This window comes from Pectobacterium aroidearum, assembly GCF_015689195.1.
GTDB lineage: Bacteria > Pseudomonadota > Gammaproteobacteria > Enterobacterales > Enterobacteriaceae > Pectobacterium > Pectobacterium aroidearum.
Genome location: NZ_CP065044.1, coordinates 1,943,275 through 1,960,143, shown reverse-complemented (window position 1 = coordinate 1,960,143; position 16,869 = coordinate 1,943,275). Strand labels below are relative to the sequence as shown.

Sequence of the window (16,869 nt, the reverse complement as noted above, 5' to 3'; positions counted from 1 at the left end):
TGACGGGCCTGGAAGATAAATTAACCGCCGATATTGGCGCGGTAGCTGTTCAGTTGATCCACGCCGCCCACCATGAAGATGTTGGACATGTAATCCAGTTCCAGCAGGTCTTCACCGTTCATCACCTGTTTGATGTAGGTGCAGTTGAACGCGCTGCTGAAATCTGGGTTTTCGTGCTGCTTGAACGTGCCCAGCGGATTCTTTTTGAACATGATGGTCATGTACGTCACCAGCGGCACTTCTTCGATACGGCCTTGAGAACCATAGCGTTCCACGCTGGAGCGACACTGTAGCGCCAGCGACTGGTACGGATTCGCCGCCGCCAGCATCGCTTCGCGGTAGAAGGAGTTCCATTTGATCTCGCCTTCCAGCTTGTCGAAGCCCGCAGGCAGTTCGATCTTGCCGACCATGCCCAGCGCCTTGTGCTCCTGCATAATCATGGAGACATCTGGCAGTTTGATTTCCTGCGCACGCCCCAGCAGGTTAGTGCCGTTGATGTAGATGTTGGCGTTAGTAATACGGTTTACTTCAATTTTCCCGGCCATCAGTTAGTGCCCTCCAGCGTTACCAGGTATTCCGAGGTGATCTCCGTCTCAAAGGTCAGACGCTCAAGCGGCGGCGGCGGAGTGAATTTGTAGTTAAGCAACAGGTGCCCTGCCGCCAACTCGGTTTGCTCGTTACGCGCGGCATCGAACCAGCATTTGAAGCCCAGCAGCGCGCCGTCACCGATCAACTTGCGACCGTAGGCGTTGACCGATTCCACCAGCGCATCGATCAGCGCCTGATTGATCGGCATGTCGATGTACTGCTGGCTGAAATAGCGGATGGATTCGTTAATCACATCGCCAGTACGACGCACGTTTTCAAAGTTCTTCATGTGCGTCACGGTTGGCCAGGCTGCGGTACGGTTGCCCCACAGACGCAATCCAGAACCGTAGCTGTTGAAAATGGTGCTGATGCCCTGCTCGTTCAGCAGGTTCACTTCGCTCTGCGGATCGTCAATCATCGCGGACAGCTGGCGCTCTACGCCGGTGATCCCTTTGATTTCCTGATTGGACGATGACCACCAGAAACCTTTCTCCAGATCGACTTTGGCACGCAGGCCAGCAGCACGCGCCGACAGCGGTTCCAGACGTTCGCTGTTGGTTTCCGCGTCGTACACTTTTACGTGCGGATAGCACAGACGAGCGCGTTCAGAGCTGGTGTTGAAGTTGATCGTGCCTTCCGGGCCACGACCGCTCAACGCTTGCGCAAAAGTGGTACCGATTGGCGCATCGATGTAGGCAATCGCGCCCAGTTTGTCCGCCAACGCGATCAGCTCGGTCGTTACGCTATTTTGCGTACAGAACACCGGCGAAATCAGAATCTTGGCAAAGAAGCCGTACAGGTTGTAGGTATCGTTCAGCAGCTTCATACCGGTGCGTTTGCCCGCGGCATTGATGCTGCCGATGATGTCAGCGGCAGTCACTTTCGTAACATCAGCAAAGTCATAAGACGCGCTGACTACAGCGGCGGCATCGATATTTTTACCCAGATTTTTCAGTACGCCAGTTTGTGCATCCAGCGTATAGTCCTGACCTTCGACAAACGGCTGGCCGCCTTCTGCCGCCGTCAGCACCACTTTGGCAACCACACGGTTCGTCAGTTGTGCCGTACCCGTCGCTTTGTCAAAGGTGACTTTTTCTGCGCTCACCGACGATTTGTGTTTCGCCGGATCCAGCACGTTGATAACCAGAACCGTACCCGCACCATGATCGTAAATCGCATCCAGCGCCTGCGGGATGGTGTAGCCGCCGAACTGGCTACCAAACTGTGCCGCGTCTTTTTCGGACAGGCACAGCGTAACGTCATTGACCGCCCCCTGTGGCGCCGTACCAATCAACCCAATTACCGCAGATTTGACGGTTTTCACCGGACGAGCACCGGTTTCAACTTCAATCGTTTCTACACCGTGTAAATAATTAGCGGCCAAGGGTCACCTCCGTTTCGCTATCAGCCAGATTCTGACCTGCGACAGGCAGCAAATAGCCCAGCGCGATCAGCGTTTTCACGTACTCATGATCTGCTGGCAGTTCAGTAACCTGAGCGGGCCAAAGCAGAATTTCCTGACCATCTGCCAGCGTGACGCCGCTGGCGGGGCCGGTATAGCGATACTTCATGCGTCTTTCTCCTCATAATTAACCGTGGTAAGCAGCGGACCATCCGTCTGCTCGCGGTCTTCGATAAACAGGGTTTCAGTGGTGCAATCGATGGCGTAATGCCAGCGTCCTTCGGTGTAACCCACGTAGCGGTCACGAACTAACCGGATACCGCGATGGCAGTCAGGCAGTCGGTATCCTCCCAACGCCTGACGGACGGTATCGAGCGTAGCCAGCACACCATCTGCACCATCCAGCTCCGGTAACAGCACGGCAACCATCAGCCGTGGCCGCTGCGTCTGAACCGGAGAATCCACATCTTCCGGTGCGGAAAATTCGGAACCGCGATATCCCACCAGCACATCACCGAGCGTCAGACGATCGGGCTCGCTCAGAATGTTTTCTGGGCAAGACGTGATCCGCCGCGTCGGTAAGTGCTGCTGGAGGCGGGCTATCACCGCATCGATAATTGGTCTGGTATTCATATCCGTTCACCCGCTGTTTTGATGGCACGATGTTTTAGTGGCACATCGTGTTGATGGCGCTAGTATCCGGATAACGACGAGCTGCGGCTTTTAATCTGTTTTAGAAAAAACAGCGAAGTGATTTATCTGAAAAAATACGGCTAATACACTGAAAAATAAAAATCCTTTCGATAAAAAAACGCCAGCACAACCGTGCTGGCGCAGAGGAATATGACGACACTGATAACGCGTAAAGACAGAAGAGAAAGCCATGCAAGGGGATTACCGATCCCAGTATTTTTCCGGTCGAGCGATGCCAACCATACAATCAACGGCATACTCCACGACATCCACGCCAAGACGGGTGAGATTCGCCAGCCAGACGCCGCCCACCTCCTTGGTCAATACCGCCATCTTGCGATCGGCCAGATAATCCAGTGCATGACGCAGCTCCGGTTCTGAGGCATCGGCATACAGCCGCTGCATCAGCGCCAGCAGGAACATTTCGTTCGCGGTATAAGGGCGTGTTTTATTTAATGCGATCAGCAAATGCCAACGCATCGATTCCTGTCGGATACGCTGCGTGTCAGCCATGATTGCCTCCCACATGCCGCTGCTGCACCAACTCCAGCTTGTTATAAAGCGCATCCAGCTTGGCTTCGATGACCGTCTGACCACGGATGTAATCCTCACGTCGCACGTAAGTCAGCGGTAAATCAGCGCGGAATTCCAGAAACTCGCGCTCCAATCGCGTCCACCCTTGTTCGCTCTTCTGGCGTGCGTTTTCCAGGGCGGCAAAACGCTCGTTCAGCCGCTTTTCAATCTGCGTGAGCAGAATCCGCCCGGCAGCAAAAAGGAAGCTCATAAACGACAACAGCAGGCCGACCAGCGACCAGAACTCCACTTCAATCTTCACGTGTGACCTCCCCTGCGTTTTGTAACGCTTCGATGTAATCCAGCAGCGCGTTAACCTGCGCCGCTAGCGCCTGGTAGCGCTCTCCGTTGTCACTGATGTTGGCGAGAATATCGCGCTGGGAGATGCCTGAAGGCTGTAGTTCGGCGTCAGCGGTTGCGCCGGAACCGGACGCTGCGCCAGTGCGGCGGGCAGCGGTGGTAACGTCTGTGGCACCGTCGGCGGACAAACCGAAAGCGGCGTTGTAGTACTGCACGAAGCCACGAGTAAACACGCACTGCACAGGCTGAGCCTTGCCTTTTTCGTCAATGTATTGCTGAGTAACATGATCGATTTTCCGTTGCAGGGCGGCGTTATCCGCCGCCAGTTTTTGACGCGCTGCGACATAGCGCTGTTCGAGTTGGTTCCCACGCTCTACCTGCTGCTGGTATTGTTCCGCCGCCGCACGTAATAACTGATTCTGGGTTTCGGCCTGCTGTTGCTGTAGCAAATTGAATGCCGCCTGCTGTTTTGCCAGCGCGGCATCCCCCAATGCTTGCGCCAGTTGATAACCCTGATTACGACCGGTCAGATAAATCGCGAGTAGCAGCACAACGGCAAGCAGAACGGTGACCACACGTGGTGAAAAAAAGGATCTCAGGCTAGTAAGAAACAGGTTATTCCACACAGCTCGCCCTCCCCCAGCTCAGATACCGTGGCGCCAGCTGATGCAGAATGCGGTCGGGATAATGACGGTTCTCACGCCAGTTGGCGGCGCTGCGCCCGGCATTGACGGTTTCCACATGACCGAACCAGCGAAGGATGTCTTTCTCGGCGATCTTCGCGCGCTGTTTATCACGCTGTAACCAGCCAAGCCCGCCGTTGTAGGACGACAAGGTCATTGCCATGCGTTCGCAATCATTGCTGGCACTGATTCGCGTCCATAGCCAGCGGTCATAGCCTGTCAGAGCGCGGATAGCCCAGGCTGGATTAAACGGTTGATTTGCGCGAAGTTCAGGAACAATACCGCTAAACCAGTCAGCGGTTGTCGGCATAAACTGCGCCAGCCCCTGTGCGCCGGCGGGAGAGACAGCACGTGGATTCCAGCCACTTTCCTGATGCAGCTGCGCGGCAAAGTCCGCAATCGGGGCATTCATGCCCCAATCCAGCCGTGCGCTACGTATAACATCACTGCGGTACGCCTGCGCAGCACGAGGGATCGTGTCAGCGCAGGCCGCAGCACTAAAAAATATCGGGCTAAAAAGCAGCGTGATGAAAAGGTAGCGCATATCACAACCCCATCGCTACGCCGATGCAGACAGCGGACACAATCAGCGCACGCCGCAACATCGCCGCGGCAAAGACGGTGTGGTGGCCGTCCCGAACCGGGAAGCGTCCGCGCGGCGCAGGTTCATCCCCTTGTTCGAGGAACAAACCGGGACGCGCTTTAGGAAACAGCGAGCGATCCAGCCAATAGCCTAATACTGCGGCGAGTGAAATAAGCGAGAGCTTATAGACGGTGACGGGAAGCTGCTGCGGTGAAATCAGCCCGATAACAGCAAAGAGGAAAGCGGATGTCACAATCCAGCCGGTAAGACGCGGTTTTTTGATTTTTTTCACAATAAAGCCTCCTGATAAGAACGGAGGCCATTATGCAAAATGAGGATGCTTTATGATTTTAAAGGAGTTTAAGTATTCCTGAGGCGCAATACCCTACAGAATTGAACCATTTATCGTCGCCCGGTATTCGCCATACTTCACGTTACCGGTATAGACGTCTCCGCTGACAAAATCATATCCGATTACTGATAGATGATTTTTTCAGCGGCTTTAGTTACTGATGATCTTACCGTTATCCAATGGATTCGTTGCAGGCTGAAACCAGGCCGCCAGTTCCAGAATATCTTTCTCGTTCAACGTGCCTGCAGTGTAGCGCAGTAGGAGCCACGCCTGAAGCCAGCTGTATTTCGCTTCCGCCAGCTCTCGTCGGGCGTTATACCAATCCTGTTCGGCCAGTAGAATATCCAGATTGATACGTTCGCCGCCCGCAACACTTAATCGCGTGGCGTTGACCGCTTCCTGCGCCGACGAGGCTGTCATTTGCCAGGCCTTAATTTTCGCCGACCCGTTGTTGTACAGGTTGTAGTACTTTTTCAATTCCGCCAGCGTTTGCTTGGTTTGATCGTCCAACTCCGCCTGACTTTGCTGATATTCCGCGGCGGCCTGTCGCATCGATGCCGAGACGGAGCCACCGGAATAAAGCGGGACATTCAGCTGTAAACCAACGCTCTGCGTGTCGTATTTCTGATTGTAGTTGTATTCACTTTCCGAACGGCTATTGCGTGACGATGCCACCAGCGACAGCGTGGGTAAATGTCCGGCGCGACTGCGTTCAATTTCATAACGGCTGACCGCCAGCCCTTCGCGTTGTGTCGCCAGTTTGGCATTATGCTGCACGGCAAGATCGCGCCACTGCGCCAGCGTCTGCTTACCTGATTCCACTGACGGCAATTGCGTGAGCGCCAGAGGATACAGCGCCGTGATATCCAGCACCGTACCCGTCATATTTTCCAGATCGGTCATCGCGGCATCCAGATTATCCTGCTGCTCAATCCGCTGTGCCTCAATCAGCGTAAAACGTGCCTCCGTTTCACGCACGTCCGTCAACGTCCCTTCGCCCGCCAGCAAGAGGCGTTTATTCAGCGCCAGTTGTTCGTGATACGCTCGCTGTTGTGCATCCAGCAATTGCAGTTTTTCCTGCGCCAGGAGCGCGCTACTCCAGGCTTTATATAACCGCACCATCAGATCCTGACTGCGATCGCGAAACCGCTGATCGGCCATCAGCGTGCGGGCAACGCCCTGTTGATAACGCGCCCAGGCCGCGTAATCCAGCAGCGGCTGGCGCAGCGACAGCGTGGATGTGTAACTGTTGTAATCGCGTTTTAGCGTGTTATTGGTGAAGCTATCCGTTTGAGTGACTTTGGAGTGGCTACGGTTAGCGCTATAGCCATACTGGAGATTGGGAAGTAGATTAGCGCGCCCGATATTTTCCTCTTCCAGACCCGCCGCTCGCTCAAACCCCGCGGCACGAAACTGAGCGTCGTTACGCAGCGCCAATTCCCAGGCATCAAGCAGTCCTAATGCGTTAGCGCCCGAAGAAAGCAGCCCAAACAGCACGATTATCGCGATCCTTTGCATGATTACTCTTCCGTTAATGCCAGATGCAGGCGATCCATTAAAGGCTTAAATAGATAATTGACGAATGACCGCTCTCCGGTACGCACAAACCCTTGTACCGGCATGCCGGGTTTGATTTCCAGACCCTCTAGTGCACGTTTTCCTTCGTCATCCACCACCACACGCAGGCTGTAATAAGGGGAGCCGTCTCGCTCATCCAACAGGCGGTCGGCAGACAACAGCTCAACCGTTCCCGCTACGCGCGGCGTTGTGCTTTGGTTAAACGCGACGAACTGCAACTCGACGGGTAGCCCCGGCCAGATTTTATCGACCAACTCCACGGGGAGGCGCGCATCCACCAATAGCGGCTGATCGTCCGGTACGATCTCCAGCAGCGTCTGTCCCGGCGCAATCACACCGCCTTCCGTAAACACTTTCAATCCGACTACCGTGCCGGAAACGGGCGCCCGCATCTGGATATTCGCCAGATTAAAATCGGCTTTTTCCTTCTTGCTGCCCACATCACTCAGCAGCGCCCGCACCTCCGCCAGCTCGCTGTTCACTTCCTTGTCGTATTCCTGCTGGCGCTGTGCAATCAACAGCGTTTGTTGCTCAATATCACGGCGGGTACGATTAATATCCCCCGCCAGCTGGGCGATATCGCCGTTAAGCTGTGCCAGCAAACGTTCGTTCTCCAGCATTTTGTTACGTGGTACATAGTTTTCCGCCGCCAGTGAACGCAGCCCTTGTAGCTGTTGCTCCAACGTCTCCCGCTGCTTCTGCTTGCTGGACATCACCTGACGTTGGGCATTGAGTGAGGCTTCCATGCCCGCAATGCTGGAGCGTATCCCTTCGGCTTCAAGCCTGAGCGAGTGCTGACGACTGCGCAGTAAATCACGCTGCAATGCCGTAATCACGCTCATCTCAGGTTTCTCCGCTAGCGGCTGCAAACGGGGTGTCATTACCATGTCGCTCAGACGCTGCTGCTCGGCAAGCAGTCGCCCTTCCCGTGCCACCAGCTGTAAATACTGACCATCCAGCCCTTCACTCGCCGAACGCGCATCAACTTCATTCAGCGTTAGCAGAATCTGGCCAGCCTCGACCCTGTCGCCATCTTTCACCTGAATTTTATCGACAATACCGCCCTGATTGTGTTGCACCACCTTGCGGTTACCGGAAATCACGACGCTGCCATTCACCATGACGCCCTTATCCAAGGGTGCAAACAGTGCCCACAGGAGAAAACCACCAAACCCGGCAAGCACCAGCAACCATCCCAGACGCACCGCGCGTTTTTCATCACGCTGCGCCGTCTGGTTCATACTCTCTTCGCTTATTTCTGATGCGGACATGTCTTTCCCTGTTTTCGTTATTCCATGTTACCGCTGGACAGCGGCAGAGGGTGTCATTTGTGCCTGATTGGCAGCACGGCGCGGCTGTAGTTCGCTCAGAATCTCACGCGCAGGCCCAAAGCGTTGTTGCCTACCCTGATTAAGCACCAGAATCTTATGCGCCAGCGTAGTTAATGCAGGACGATGCGTAATCAGTACCACCGTTGCCCCCCGTTTCTGAAGATGCGAAATCGCCTGCGCCAGAGCCATTTCACCTTCGTTATCAAGGCTGGAGTTCGGCTCATCGAGTACCAGCAAGCAGGGTTCACCATACACTGCCCGCGCCAGCGCGATACGCTGCCGCTGACCGCCCGACAGCCCGTTGCCGTCGGCGCCGAGAGGCGTGTCATATCCCTGTGGCTGGCTAAGAATCATTTCGTGGACACCCGCCAGCTTCGCCGCCGCCACAATTTTTTCCGCATCATGTTCGCCAAAGCGAGAAATGTTCTCCGCCAGCGTGCCCTTAAAGAGTTGCACATCCTGCGGCAGGTAGCCCATTGCCGGACCAAACGCCGTTTTATCTACCTGGCTGAGATCGGCGCCATCCAGTCGAACTTTGCCTCGCGTTGGTGTTTGCGTTGCCACCAACAGGCGTGCCAGTGTCGATTTTCCTGAACCCGATGCGCCCAGAATCGCCAGCGTTTCCCCTGCCTGAAGCGAGAAATGGATATCCTGCAACCTGGCCGCGCCTTGTGGCGTCTGCAACAGCACATTCTCGACGCTGAGCTGGCCAACCGGCGCAGGTAACGCCATGGGCTCCGCTTTGGGCGGGTAAGCTGCCATGATACGACTCAGCCGATGCCAGGCCTGACGGGCGCTGCTCAAGGGTTTCCAAATACCAATAAACTGATCGATAGGACTCAGCACGCGCCCGACAAGGATTGACCCCGCAATCATCATGCCCGGCGTAATTTCACCCTTAATCGCGAGCAGAGCACCCACACCGAGCATTAGCGATTGCAGAAAAACGCGTGCGTGTTTTGATGCCGCGCCGACAACCGCAGCTCGTTCACTTGCCAGATTTTGCAAGGTAATAAAGCGGTAGTGTTGCCCCAGCCAGCGACGGCGTAAATTAGGCAGCATCCCCATTGATTCAATGACTTCCGCATTACGCAGTTGCGTATCCGCAAGATGCGTCGCCTGTAGCGCTTCATGGTTTGCCTCTTCCAAAGGCGACGTGGTGAGATATTGATTCAGCCACGCCAGCAGCACCAGTACCACGGTTCCCCCCAGAGCAAGCAGACCGAGAACCGGGTGGATCAGAAACAGCACCAATAAAAAGAAGGGAAACCAGGGGATATCGAAGAAGGCAAACAGTGAGTTGCCCGTAATAAATTGCCGCAATAGCGTGAGATCGTTCAGCGCCTGACCGGCTTTGGCCTCTCCAGCCTCCAGATTGCGCTCAAATGCGGCGTTGAAAACCTGTTGATTCAGTTGTAGATCGATCCGGGTCCCGAGCCTGACGACAACCAAGCTACGCACCCATTCGAGCGCCGCCATGAATACCCCCAGACCGGCAATCAGCAGGGTAAGCATCAGCAGCGTAGTACCATTCCCCGAAGCCAGTACGCGATCGTAAACCTGAAGCATATAGATAGAAGGCGACAGCATCAGTAGATTAACGATGGCGCTGAAAATACCAATGCTCCAAAAGCTGCGCCGGAAAGGACGCAGTATACTCAACAACGAACGTTCCTTATTTGATAGTTGACTCACTGCGCTTGCCTCTCCTGTCAGGGCTGTTTATGCAACGTCCGTGTACTGCCATCAGGCAATGTCAGCGTATAGCCCTCTTTTTCCTTGCTAAAAAACGCGACGGATTGCCCCTGCTCTTTCGTCAGCGTGATACCGTCCGGCGTCGGTCGCCATCCGGCTGGCACATCCGGCAGCAGCGCTTTTAAACACTGAACATCTCCCTCAAGGCGCCAGGTATTCTCCACTAACGACGCGTTATGCAGCACAACCTCGCACTGCTGTTCCCCGCCACGCAATTGCCATACGCCGCTTAGCTCACTTGCTGAAGGCAATTTCAGACTACTTGCCATACATCCTCCGCTTATTGCACTTAACAACGCCGCGATGATTAACTTTTTCATAGTGGCCCCTAGTCGATAACAGAAAAGGACGGGGGAACCCCGTCCTTGTTACATCACACGATAAAATCAGTTGCCGCAGAAGGCTGACCAACAATATGCACAACAAAGTCTGGTGTGGTCTGACCCGCAAAATTCAGCCACAGATTGGTTGTATTGCTACCCGCATCCCAGTCAAGCAGTGCTTCATTGCCACGTCCGGTGAACGCATCAACAAACTGCAAATCTTTATTTTGATTCAACGCTGACAGGTCGATTTTGTCGATGCCGCGTTGGAAGTCCGTGATGGTGTCATAACCGTTCTTATAAGAAGAATCGCTCGCGCTGGCGTAGACAAAAATATCTTTGCCCGTGCCGCCCGTCAGCGTATCTGCACCGCCGCCGCCGTAAATGACGTCATCGCCTGCGCCGCCGTTCAGAATATTATTCGCGTCATTGCCGATAATAATATCGTTGCCGGAACCGCCAATGGCGTTTTCGATGGTCACGCCGTGGGCGATAGACACGTTACCTTTCAGGCCGCCAACATCAGAGAATCCACCTTCATTCAGGTTGATACGCTGATCGTTTCTGTAGCCAGAGAAATCAAACGTATCCGTGCCGCCCGCATCCCAAACGGAGAAGATCAGTTTGTCACTGCTGCTATTCGCTGAATAGAAATCACGGCCGGTGTTGGAGTTGAAACCGTATACCGTATCACCGGTACGCGTGTTCATGTTTGCACCGTACAGATATTGGATGGCCGTGATGTCATCAATCAGCGGACCTGCAGCATAGTGCCCCTGGAAATCTCCCCCGGTGTTCTGCTCACTCCAGTAGCTCATCAGGCTGAACTGGCGCGTATCTTCCGCATAGGTCACATCGCGGTAGGTTGGGTTACCTTCGCCAGCATTGTAAGAACCTGGGTGATTCAGACCCAGCGCATGACCGATCTCATGCGTCAGCGTCTGCTTGCCGTATTCCGTCGCCGGGTTACGCACCGTGTCGGAGTTGTAGTTAAACCAGGCGCTGCCCGCCGCCGAGTGGTTACCCGGCATATAAGCGTAAGCCTGGGTATCGTAGTCCAACCGACCACTTGAATCACGGGTGTAGTTACCAAACGTGATGGTGGCTTTTTGGGTAGGGCTAACCTGAGTAAACGTGACATTAGCGACATCTGACCACGATTGCAGAGACAGTTTGGCTTGTTGTTCCTGGGCTGCGCTGAATTTCACAAAGCCCTGATCGCCAGAAGGGATAGACCGCACGTTCTGTAAGAACGAATAGGTCAGATTAGCGGATTTGCCGAATACGTTCGTTCCATTCCAGGTCAGACCGTCGCGGACAATTTCCTTCGCTGCCAAATCGCTTGTGAACGAGGGTTTGCCATTAAGCTGTCCATCGCCACGGGAATGGTAATTGTACAGATCGTACACATCGCTATACCCCGTTCCCGCTGCATGCAATGCCGACTCTGCGGTATCCTTATCTTGAGCTCGTAAAGCCATCTTTTCTTCTCCATAAGTCTGATCGGGATGATCAGAATCCTAAATCCCTTCATGCAATGGCTGTATTGCATGTACCGCACGTGGCGGCGGCCTAATCGTCTCCTGGTTAGATAAAACTCACTAAAAAATATTTATAGGTAAAAAACGCATATAAATAAAAATTATCTCTATAAGGAAATAATTAAGAAAGAACGCCAATTATTTTCGTTATTATCAAATGATAAATAATAAGGTCGTGGTGACTAGTTTTTATTATTGGTATGGATATGGACAGCAAGAGAAGCGGATGCCAGACAGCATTCGTTTTTGAAAAGGAAGGAGTTTTTATTAACGGCGTTAATTCTCATCGTGGTACCTATCCTTGGTTGATAAAAACCGTGCCGTGCAATGACATACCTTGTCACACGTATTAACGGCATCCTTGCTGTTCTGAGACAAATCTAACAAATAAGAATAAAAAAATATAGCGCTAAATAGGGACTAATTGCCTCCTTATTCGACGAACGGATAAAGAGGAATTTGTTATGGCATATCCCGCTGTTCGATCGGGAAGACGGGCAGCGCCGCCAGCAGTTGTGCACCATAGCCTTTGGTCAACAAACGACGATCGTAAATGACGATTTCACCAAAGCAGTCATGGCTGCGAATAAGGCGTCCAACCTGCTGGATAAGGTTAAACGACGCACTGGGCAAACTTTGTACGATAAAAGGATGCCGTTTGAGGCTTTTTAGCCACTCGCCTTCCGTCAGAATCACCGGGCTGTCGATGGGGGGAAACGCGATTTTGTGGATATGCACTTGAGAAAGTAGATCCCCTTTCAGATCCAACCCTTCTGCAAAAGACTGTAAGCCAATCAGCACGCTAGTCTGACTTTCCTGTACCCGCTGACGATGTAGTTCGACCAGCCTGTAGCGCGGCTTGTCTCCCTGAACCAGCAGCATCAAGCGCAAATCGGTAACCTGCGTGAGAAAGAGTTGCATGGCACGCTGGCTGGCAAACAGCATCAGTATGCCTTTATGCTTATCCTGCTTTAATTCTGCCCGGAAAAACTGCGCCATTTCAGCAATATGCTGCGCTTCAGATTCCATCAGCGGTTCATAACGCATTTTGGGAATCACCAGACGTCCCTGCTCACGGTGGTTGAACGGAGAATCCAGCGCGATGAACGTATCGCCTTCCTGCTCGCCCAGACCGGAAAGTTCCTGTATGCGCGCAAAACTGTTCAGCGAGCGCAGCGTTGCCGAGGTCACCACGACGTGCGACACCTTACTCCACAGCAGCCTTTCAAGCTGGTCGCAAACGCGGATCCCCGCGCAGTGAAGGTGAAGATGCGGCTGGTTATCACGCATTTCCCGCGTAATCCATTTAGAAACCGGCGCATTCGAGGATTTCTCCATTGCCGCCAGCCGCCACAGTTTACTCATAGACTCAAGGTAGCCCTGCTGGCGGCTCATTTTCAGCAGAGCATGATAGACGCGCACCACGTCATGCTTCCCGGTTTTCTCACTCAGGTCGTTGAGCATATACTCGGCCAGCGCCCGTAGCGTGTCGGTTAATTTGAACAACCGTACGCAGAGTTCACGCATTTCATCCGGCATTTTGCCCATCGCAAAGCGGTACTCGGTTTCCTGACCGTCAGGCGGAAGAAACAGCCCACACATTTGCGAGAAAGACAGCACGCACTCGCGGATCTCCTCACAGTGGCTGGTCAACCGTTCGCTGTTAGCCAGTCGCGGCGGTGATTTAGGGGCAAACTGCGCCATACACTGCCCGATGAGCTGCACCAGCTGTTCTAGCTGCGCCATCATATAAGCCGGATGAATATTGCCGGACATCTCCAGCGTATCGCGGGCAACGTCAGGAATATGGTGGCCTTCATCGAGTACCAACAGGAGATTCTTAGGGGGAGGCAGTACCGACTCGCTTTCCATCGCCGCCATCACCAAAGCATGGTTGGTGACAACCACATCGGCCTGTTCGATCTCACGCCGTGCGATAAAGAACGGGCACTCACGATAATAATGACAGTTGTGCGCAAGACAATTCGCTTTGTCGGTACTCAGCTTCTGCCACAGGCTATCGTCAATTGAATCCTGATAATGGTCACGCAGTCCGTCCCAGGCGTAACCTTGCAGCGCTTTATCAAGCCGTACACAGGTGCGCTTTTCCTCCTTGCTGGCGGACATCAGTTCATCATCCAGAAAGAGCGGCAAATCCCCCTGCGCATCGGGATCGGTGGCCAGCATCGCCAAATTGCGCGGGCAAATATAACGACGACGGCCAAATGCGGCGGTAAATTTCAGTTCAGGAATAAACTTCTGCAACAGCGGTAAATCTTTGCTGTAGATCTGATCCTGCAACGCCACGTTCGCGGTGCTGACCACCAGCGTTTTATCCTCCGCACGCCCCACCGCAATACCCGGAATAAGGTAAGAAAGCGTTTTCCCGACGCCGGTTGGCGCTTCAATAGCCAGATGGCGCGGGTAATCGCCCGCCAACGTTTTCGCCACTTCGGCAATCATCTGTCGCTGGGGAACGCGGGAAATAAAATCCGGGATTTGTTCTTGCAGGGCCTTATACCATTGACCAATCTGCAATTTTATTGCGGGGGACAGCGTCATGCATACTCTGTATCTGTGTAACCTGAGCGCCATTGTCCCACAGACGCCCGGCGACGTCAGCCGATATCACGCTCGAGACCATTCCGACCTCGACAATCTTCCATCCAGCGATTAGGGTAAGCTATTCTTTTTATCAAACATGTATTTTTATCAAACACGGTCTTTATCGCGAGCGGTAAACGCTATCTTCGGTAAACAATAGCTTCGGTAAATTATGTCTTCGGTCCACGCTATTAACCAATCGTACTGGTTTTCACCACGATTACCCCATGTGGAAAGCCGCAGCACGTACAACAGCAGCCATGCCTATAAAACACATAGCCATGCGCAATTTTCGATTGGGGCGATAGAACACGGCGAAACACGTTGCCATTACCGTAACGACATTCACCACTTACAGGTTGGCGATCTGATCTTTATTGATCCCCAACAGCCGCACAGCTGTAACCCGCTGCCCGGCAAAACGCGCAGTTATCACATGCTATATCTGGATGCCGGGTGGTGCCTCGACCAGATCGCGACTCACTGTGGCTATCAGGCTGAGGCCTTGCATTGCAGCTGCGTCGTCTTACGCGATCCTGCGCTGTTTACACATTATCAGCACATCATTACCCTGCTATATCGGGGAGAAATCGCGTCAGCAGATAACCAGCTCAAAGCGATGCTGAACCCCATCTGGCAACAATATTGCCTGCCCGCGCCATCCTGTTTGCCCGCACTACCGCATCAGGCACCGCAAACCACGACGCACCACGTACGTGAACGTCTGCTGAATAATTTGCAAGAAGCGCCCTCTCTGGAAACGCTGGCGGAGGAGCTGAACCTGAGACGTGAAACCATCGTGCGGCAGTTTCGTCACGATACGGGTATCACACCGATGGCATTTCTGAATAATGCCCGCATTGAGTATGCCAAATCGCTGCTGAAACAAGGTACACCGCTGGTGGATACCAGCTACCAAAGCGGCTTTTGCGATCAAAGTCATTTCCACAAAACGTTTGTGCAATACACCGCTGCGACACCAGGTCAGTACGCACGATCAATATTTGACAATAAATAGCGGAACACCTTGTCTAGACTGGCCTCGATTACTTATTGAGGTCAGAAATAGCATGTTTACCAATGCCACGTTTATCAACACGCCGTTCATCAATACCCTTTTTTCTGCTGATTCTCTCTTTCCCGCCCATTTTCCTGCTCTGGCGCTGGCGCATTTTGTGGCGCTACTGAGCCCCGGCCCGGATTTCTTCCTGCTGACGGCCTACGCCATTCGCTACCGACTGCGCGGCAGCGCGGGAATTTGTCTAGGCATCGCGCTAGGTAACGGCATGTATATTCTGCTGGCGGCGATCGGCTGGGCGGGCATTCAGCATTCGCCCACGCTGTTTAGCCTCATAGAATTAGCCGGGGCAGCTTATCTGATCTGGGTGGGCTATCAGTTAGTGAAAAGCCGTTCTGTGCTATCGCTACAGGCGGAACAACAGTCCAACCGCTGTCCAACACTGCGTAAACAAGTCCTGCTAGGACTCGGTTCGGCGCTACTGAATCCCAAAAACATGCTGTTCTACATTAGCCTGATGACCAGTATTCTTGGGCAAAATGTGACACCTACGCAGCAATTCGTCAGCGGTAGTTGGATGTTTTCTGTCGTGTTGATGTGGGATCTGCTGATCGCTGCATTGATCGCTCGCCCGCTGATTCAGCAGCGTTTAACGCGCTGGCTTAACCCGATTGAACGCGGTGCTGGCGTCATTCTGCTCTTTTTTGGTGTGCTGCTTTTATTTCGCTAATACGGTGTATTTAAAAAGCGCGGAGCGTTTCGGTCTTGTTTCATGGGCTGAAGGCATTATAATTCGAGGCAATTAACAAAAGGATAACCTGATGACTCTTCAAAAAATCGGTATTATCGGTCTCTTTGCCTTTCTCGCCTTAGGTGGCATGTCCGGCATGATGCTGGTGGGCTACATTATTATCGAGCACGCGGGCTGAGGCTTTTGACTCACAGCGCCCGCCGACTGCACGAACGGTGCCGCACGGAAACGCGGCAATTAGCATCGCTTTAATTAATTTAGTTGTTCAGACCGAAATGCTTGCCAGTAAGCAGGAATACGCGCGAAGGTCAGTTGGAACCAGGCAGTAAACTGTTCGGGCGTCTCCACCATCCGCTGGGCTATGTTGTCTATCGACTGGTATTCATAGCTCGACACTTCATCGGGGTTGATCTGCGGAAGGTCATCCGTCACACCAAAATACACATGCCCCAGTTCATGCTCAATCAGCCCATTATCCAACGGCAGACGATAGGTCAGCGTAAACATTGGCGTCAGTTCACAGCGTAATCCCATTTCTTCATACAAACGGCGGTGTGCCGCCTGCAGCGTCTCTTCACCGGGCGCAGGATGGCTGCAACAGGTATTGCTCCATAAACCGCCGCTGTGATATTTCTCCTCTGCCCGCTGCTGCAATAACAACTGCTGGCGAGAGTTGAAAATATAGACGGTAATCGCACGATGTAATGCTCCTTTTACATGCGCTTCCTGCTTTTCCATTACGCCCGTTGGCTTGTCATTTTCATCAACCAGCACCACTTCAGTCAACGGCATAC

19 protein-coding genes are annotated in these 16,869 nt (G+C 53.3%); 3 read left to right on the top strand and 16 right to left on the bottom strand.

Features of this window, described 5'->3' with window-relative positions; translation table 11 throughout:
- Positions 1 to 20: 20 nt before the first annotated feature.
- From I2D83_RS08815 to dinG, 15 genes are all read right to left on the bottom strand, one after another.
- Positions 21 to 545 (bottom strand): phage major tail tube protein, encoded by a 525-nt coding sequence (locus tag I2D83_RS08815; RefSeq protein ID WP_005972713.1) that lies wholly within the window; start codon positions 543 to 545, stop codon positions 21 to 23.
- Entirely contained in the window at positions 545 to 1,972 is a 1,428-nt protein-coding gene (locus tag I2D83_RS08810) for a phage tail sheath subtilisin-like domain-containing protein (protein ID WP_181844338.1), read from the bottom strand. The genes I2D83_RS08815 and I2D83_RS08810 overlap by 1 nt, the downstream gene beginning before the upstream one ends.
- Positions 1,962 to 2,159, bottom strand: coding sequence for a hypothetical protein (locus I2D83_RS08805; RefSeq protein ID WP_180777048.1), 198 nt, complete (start codon positions 2,157 to 2,159; stop codon positions 1,962 to 1,964). The genes I2D83_RS08810 and I2D83_RS08805 overlap by 11 nt, the downstream gene beginning before the upstream one ends.
- Positions 2,156 to 2,623, bottom strand: a complete 468-nt coding sequence (locus I2D83_RS08800; protein ID WP_205947950.1) for a Gp37 family protein — start codon at positions 2,621 to 2,623, stop codon at positions 2,156 to 2,158. The genes I2D83_RS08805 and I2D83_RS08800 overlap by 4 nt, the downstream gene beginning before the upstream one ends.
- Before the next feature lie 261 nt (positions 2,624 to 2,884).
- Positions 2,885 to 3,196 (bottom strand): hypothetical protein, encoded by a 312-nt coding sequence (locus tag I2D83_RS08795; protein WP_039532748.1) that lies wholly within the window; start codon positions 3,194 to 3,196, stop codon positions 2,885 to 2,887.
- Positions 3,189 to 3,518, bottom strand: coding sequence for a hypothetical protein (locus I2D83_RS08790; RefSeq protein WP_015839828.1), 330 nt, complete (start codon positions 3,516 to 3,518; stop codon positions 3,189 to 3,191). The genes I2D83_RS08795 and I2D83_RS08790 overlap by 8 nt, the downstream gene beginning before the upstream one ends.
- Entirely contained in the window at positions 3,508 to 4,182 is a 675-nt protein-coding gene (locus I2D83_RS08785; RefSeq protein ID WP_205947949.1) for a hypothetical protein, read from the bottom strand. The genes I2D83_RS08790 and I2D83_RS08785 overlap by 11 nt, the downstream gene beginning before the upstream one ends.
- Positions 4,172 to 4,783, bottom strand: coding sequence for a transglycosylase SLT domain-containing protein (locus I2D83_RS08780; RefSeq protein ID WP_205947948.1), 612 nt, complete (start codon positions 4,781 to 4,783; stop codon positions 4,172 to 4,174). The genes I2D83_RS08785 and I2D83_RS08780 overlap by 11 nt, the downstream gene beginning before the upstream one ends.
- A gap of 1 nt (position 4,784) precedes the next feature.
- Positions 4,785 to 5,114: a putative holin gene (locus I2D83_RS08775; protein ID WP_015839825.1), complete on the bottom strand. Its 330-nt coding sequence runs from the start codon at positions 5,112 to 5,114 to the stop codon at positions 4,785 to 4,787.
- A gap of 210 nt (positions 5,115 to 5,324) precedes the next feature.
- Complete coding sequence (locus tag I2D83_RS08770) at positions 5,325 to 6,692, bottom strand: TolC family outer membrane protein (RefSeq protein ID WP_205947947.1); 1,368 nt, start codon at positions 6,690 to 6,692, stop codon at positions 5,325 to 5,327.
- Between the two features lie 2 nt (positions 6,693 to 6,694).
- Complete coding sequence (locus tag I2D83_RS08765) at positions 6,695 to 8,023, bottom strand: HlyD family type I secretion periplasmic adaptor subunit (RefSeq protein WP_205947946.1); 1,329 nt, start codon at positions 8,021 to 8,023, stop codon at positions 6,695 to 6,697.
- A gap of 27 nt (positions 8,024 to 8,050) precedes the next feature.
- Positions 8,051 to 9,778, bottom strand: a complete 1,728-nt coding sequence (locus I2D83_RS08760; RefSeq protein WP_181844341.1) for a type I secretion system permease/ATPase — start codon at positions 9,776 to 9,778, stop codon at positions 8,051 to 8,053.
- A 17-nt stretch (positions 9,779 to 9,795) separates the two neighbouring features.
- Complete coding sequence (locus I2D83_RS08755) at positions 9,796 to 10,107, bottom strand: protease inhibitor Inh/omp19 family protein (protein WP_015839821.1); 312 nt, start codon at positions 10,105 to 10,107, stop codon at positions 9,796 to 9,798.
- 104 nt (positions 10,108 to 10,211) lie between these two features.
- The gene (locus I2D83_RS08750) at positions 10,212 to 11,642 is read right to left on the bottom strand and encodes a serralysin family metalloprotease (protein WP_205947945.1); all 1,431 of its coding nucleotides are present in this window, start codon (positions 11,640 to 11,642) and stop codon (positions 10,212 to 10,214) included.
- A 522-nt stretch (positions 11,643 to 12,164) separates the two neighbouring features.
- Positions 12,165 to 14,264 carry an ATP-dependent DNA helicase DinG gene (dinG, locus tag I2D83_RS08745; RefSeq protein WP_205947944.1) on the bottom strand — a complete coding sequence of 700 codons (2,100 nt, stop codon included), beginning with the start codon at positions 14,262 to 14,264 and terminating at the stop codon, positions 12,165 to 12,167.
- 214 nt (positions 14,265 to 14,478) lie between these two features.
- On the opposite strand from dinG, the gene I2D83_RS08740 reads away from it, so the two are divergent.
- The 3 genes from I2D83_RS08740 to I2D83_RS22615 all read left to right on the top strand — a co-directional run bounded on the left by I2D83_RS08740 (position 14,479) and on the right by I2D83_RS22615 (position 16,253).
- Positions 14,479 to 15,324 (top strand): helix-turn-helix transcriptional regulator, encoded by an 846-nt coding sequence (locus I2D83_RS08740; protein WP_205947943.1) that lies wholly within the window; start codon positions 14,479 to 14,481, stop codon positions 15,322 to 15,324.
- A 52-nt stretch (positions 15,325 to 15,376) separates the two neighbouring features.
- On the top strand, positions 15,377 to 16,054 hold the full coding sequence (locus I2D83_RS08735; protein WP_205947942.1) for a LysE family translocator: 678 nt from the start codon (positions 15,377 to 15,379) through the stop codon (positions 16,052 to 16,054).
- A 91-nt stretch (positions 16,055 to 16,145) separates the two neighbouring features.
- Positions 16,146 to 16,253, top strand: a complete 108-nt coding sequence (locus I2D83_RS22615; protein ID WP_005972753.1) for a hypothetical protein — start codon at positions 16,146 to 16,148, stop codon at positions 16,251 to 16,253.
- A gap of 74 nt (positions 16,254 to 16,327) precedes the next feature.
- Here I2D83_RS22615 and idi read toward each other — a convergent pair whose 3' ends face one another.
- Positions 16,328 to 16,867 (bottom strand): isopentenyl-diphosphate Delta-isomerase, encoded by a 540-nt coding sequence (gene idi, locus I2D83_RS08730; RefSeq protein WP_205947941.1) that lies wholly within the window; start codon positions 16,865 to 16,867, stop codon positions 16,328 to 16,330.
- Between the last annotated feature and the right edge of the window lie 2 nt (positions 16,868 to 16,869).

Coding starts and splice junctions, on each gene's coding strand:
- I2D83_RS08815 (WP_005972713.1), bottom strand. CDS start 545: ATGGCCGGGAAAATTGAAGTAAACCGTATTACTAACGCCAACATCTAC.
- I2D83_RS08805 (WP_180777048.1), bottom strand. CDS start 2,159: ATGAAGTATCGCTATACCGGCCCCGCCAGCGGCGTCACGCTGGCAGAT.
- I2D83_RS08800 (WP_205947950.1), bottom strand. CDS start 2,623: ATGAATACCAGACCAATTATCGATGCGGTGATAGCCCGCCTCCAGCAG.
- I2D83_RS08795 (WP_039532748.1), bottom strand. CDS start 3,196: ATGGCTGACACGCAGCGTATCCGACAGGAATCGATGCGTTGGCATTTG.
- I2D83_RS08780 (WP_205947948.1), bottom strand. CDS start 4,783: ATGCGCTACCTTTTCATCACGCTGCTTTTTAGCCCGATATTTTTTAGT.
- I2D83_RS08770 (WP_205947947.1), bottom strand. CDS start 6,692: ATGCAAAGGATCGCGATAATCGTGCTGTTTGGGCTGCTTTCTTCGGGC.
- I2D83_RS08765 (WP_205947946.1), bottom strand. CDS start 8,023: ATGTCCGCATCAGAAATAAGCGAAGAGAGTATGAACCAGACGGCGCAG.
- I2D83_RS08755 (WP_015839821.1), bottom strand. CDS start 10,107: ATGGCAAGTAGTCTGAAATTGCCTTCAGCAAGTGAGCTAAGCGGCGTA.
- I2D83_RS08750 (WP_205947945.1), bottom strand. CDS start 11,642: ATGGCTTTACGAGCTCAAGATAAGGATACCGCAGAGTCGGCATTGCAT.
- dinG (WP_205947944.1), bottom strand. CDS start 14,264: ATGACGCTGTCCCCCGCAATAAAATTGCAGATTGGTCAATGGTATAAG.
- I2D83_RS08740 (WP_205947943.1), top strand. CDS start 14,479: ATGTCTTCGGTCCACGCTATTAACCAATCGTACTGGTTTTCACCACGA.
- I2D83_RS08735 (WP_205947942.1), top strand. CDS start 15,377: ATGTTTACCAATGCCACGTTTATCAACACGCCGTTCATCAATACCCTT.
- I2D83_RS22615 (WP_005972753.1), top strand. CDS start 16,146: ATGACTCTTCAAAAAATCGGTATTATCGGTCTCTTTGCCTTTCTCGCC.
- idi (WP_205947941.1), bottom strand. CDS start 16,867: ATGCCGTTGACTGAAGTGGTGCTGGTTGATGAAAATGACAAGCCAACG.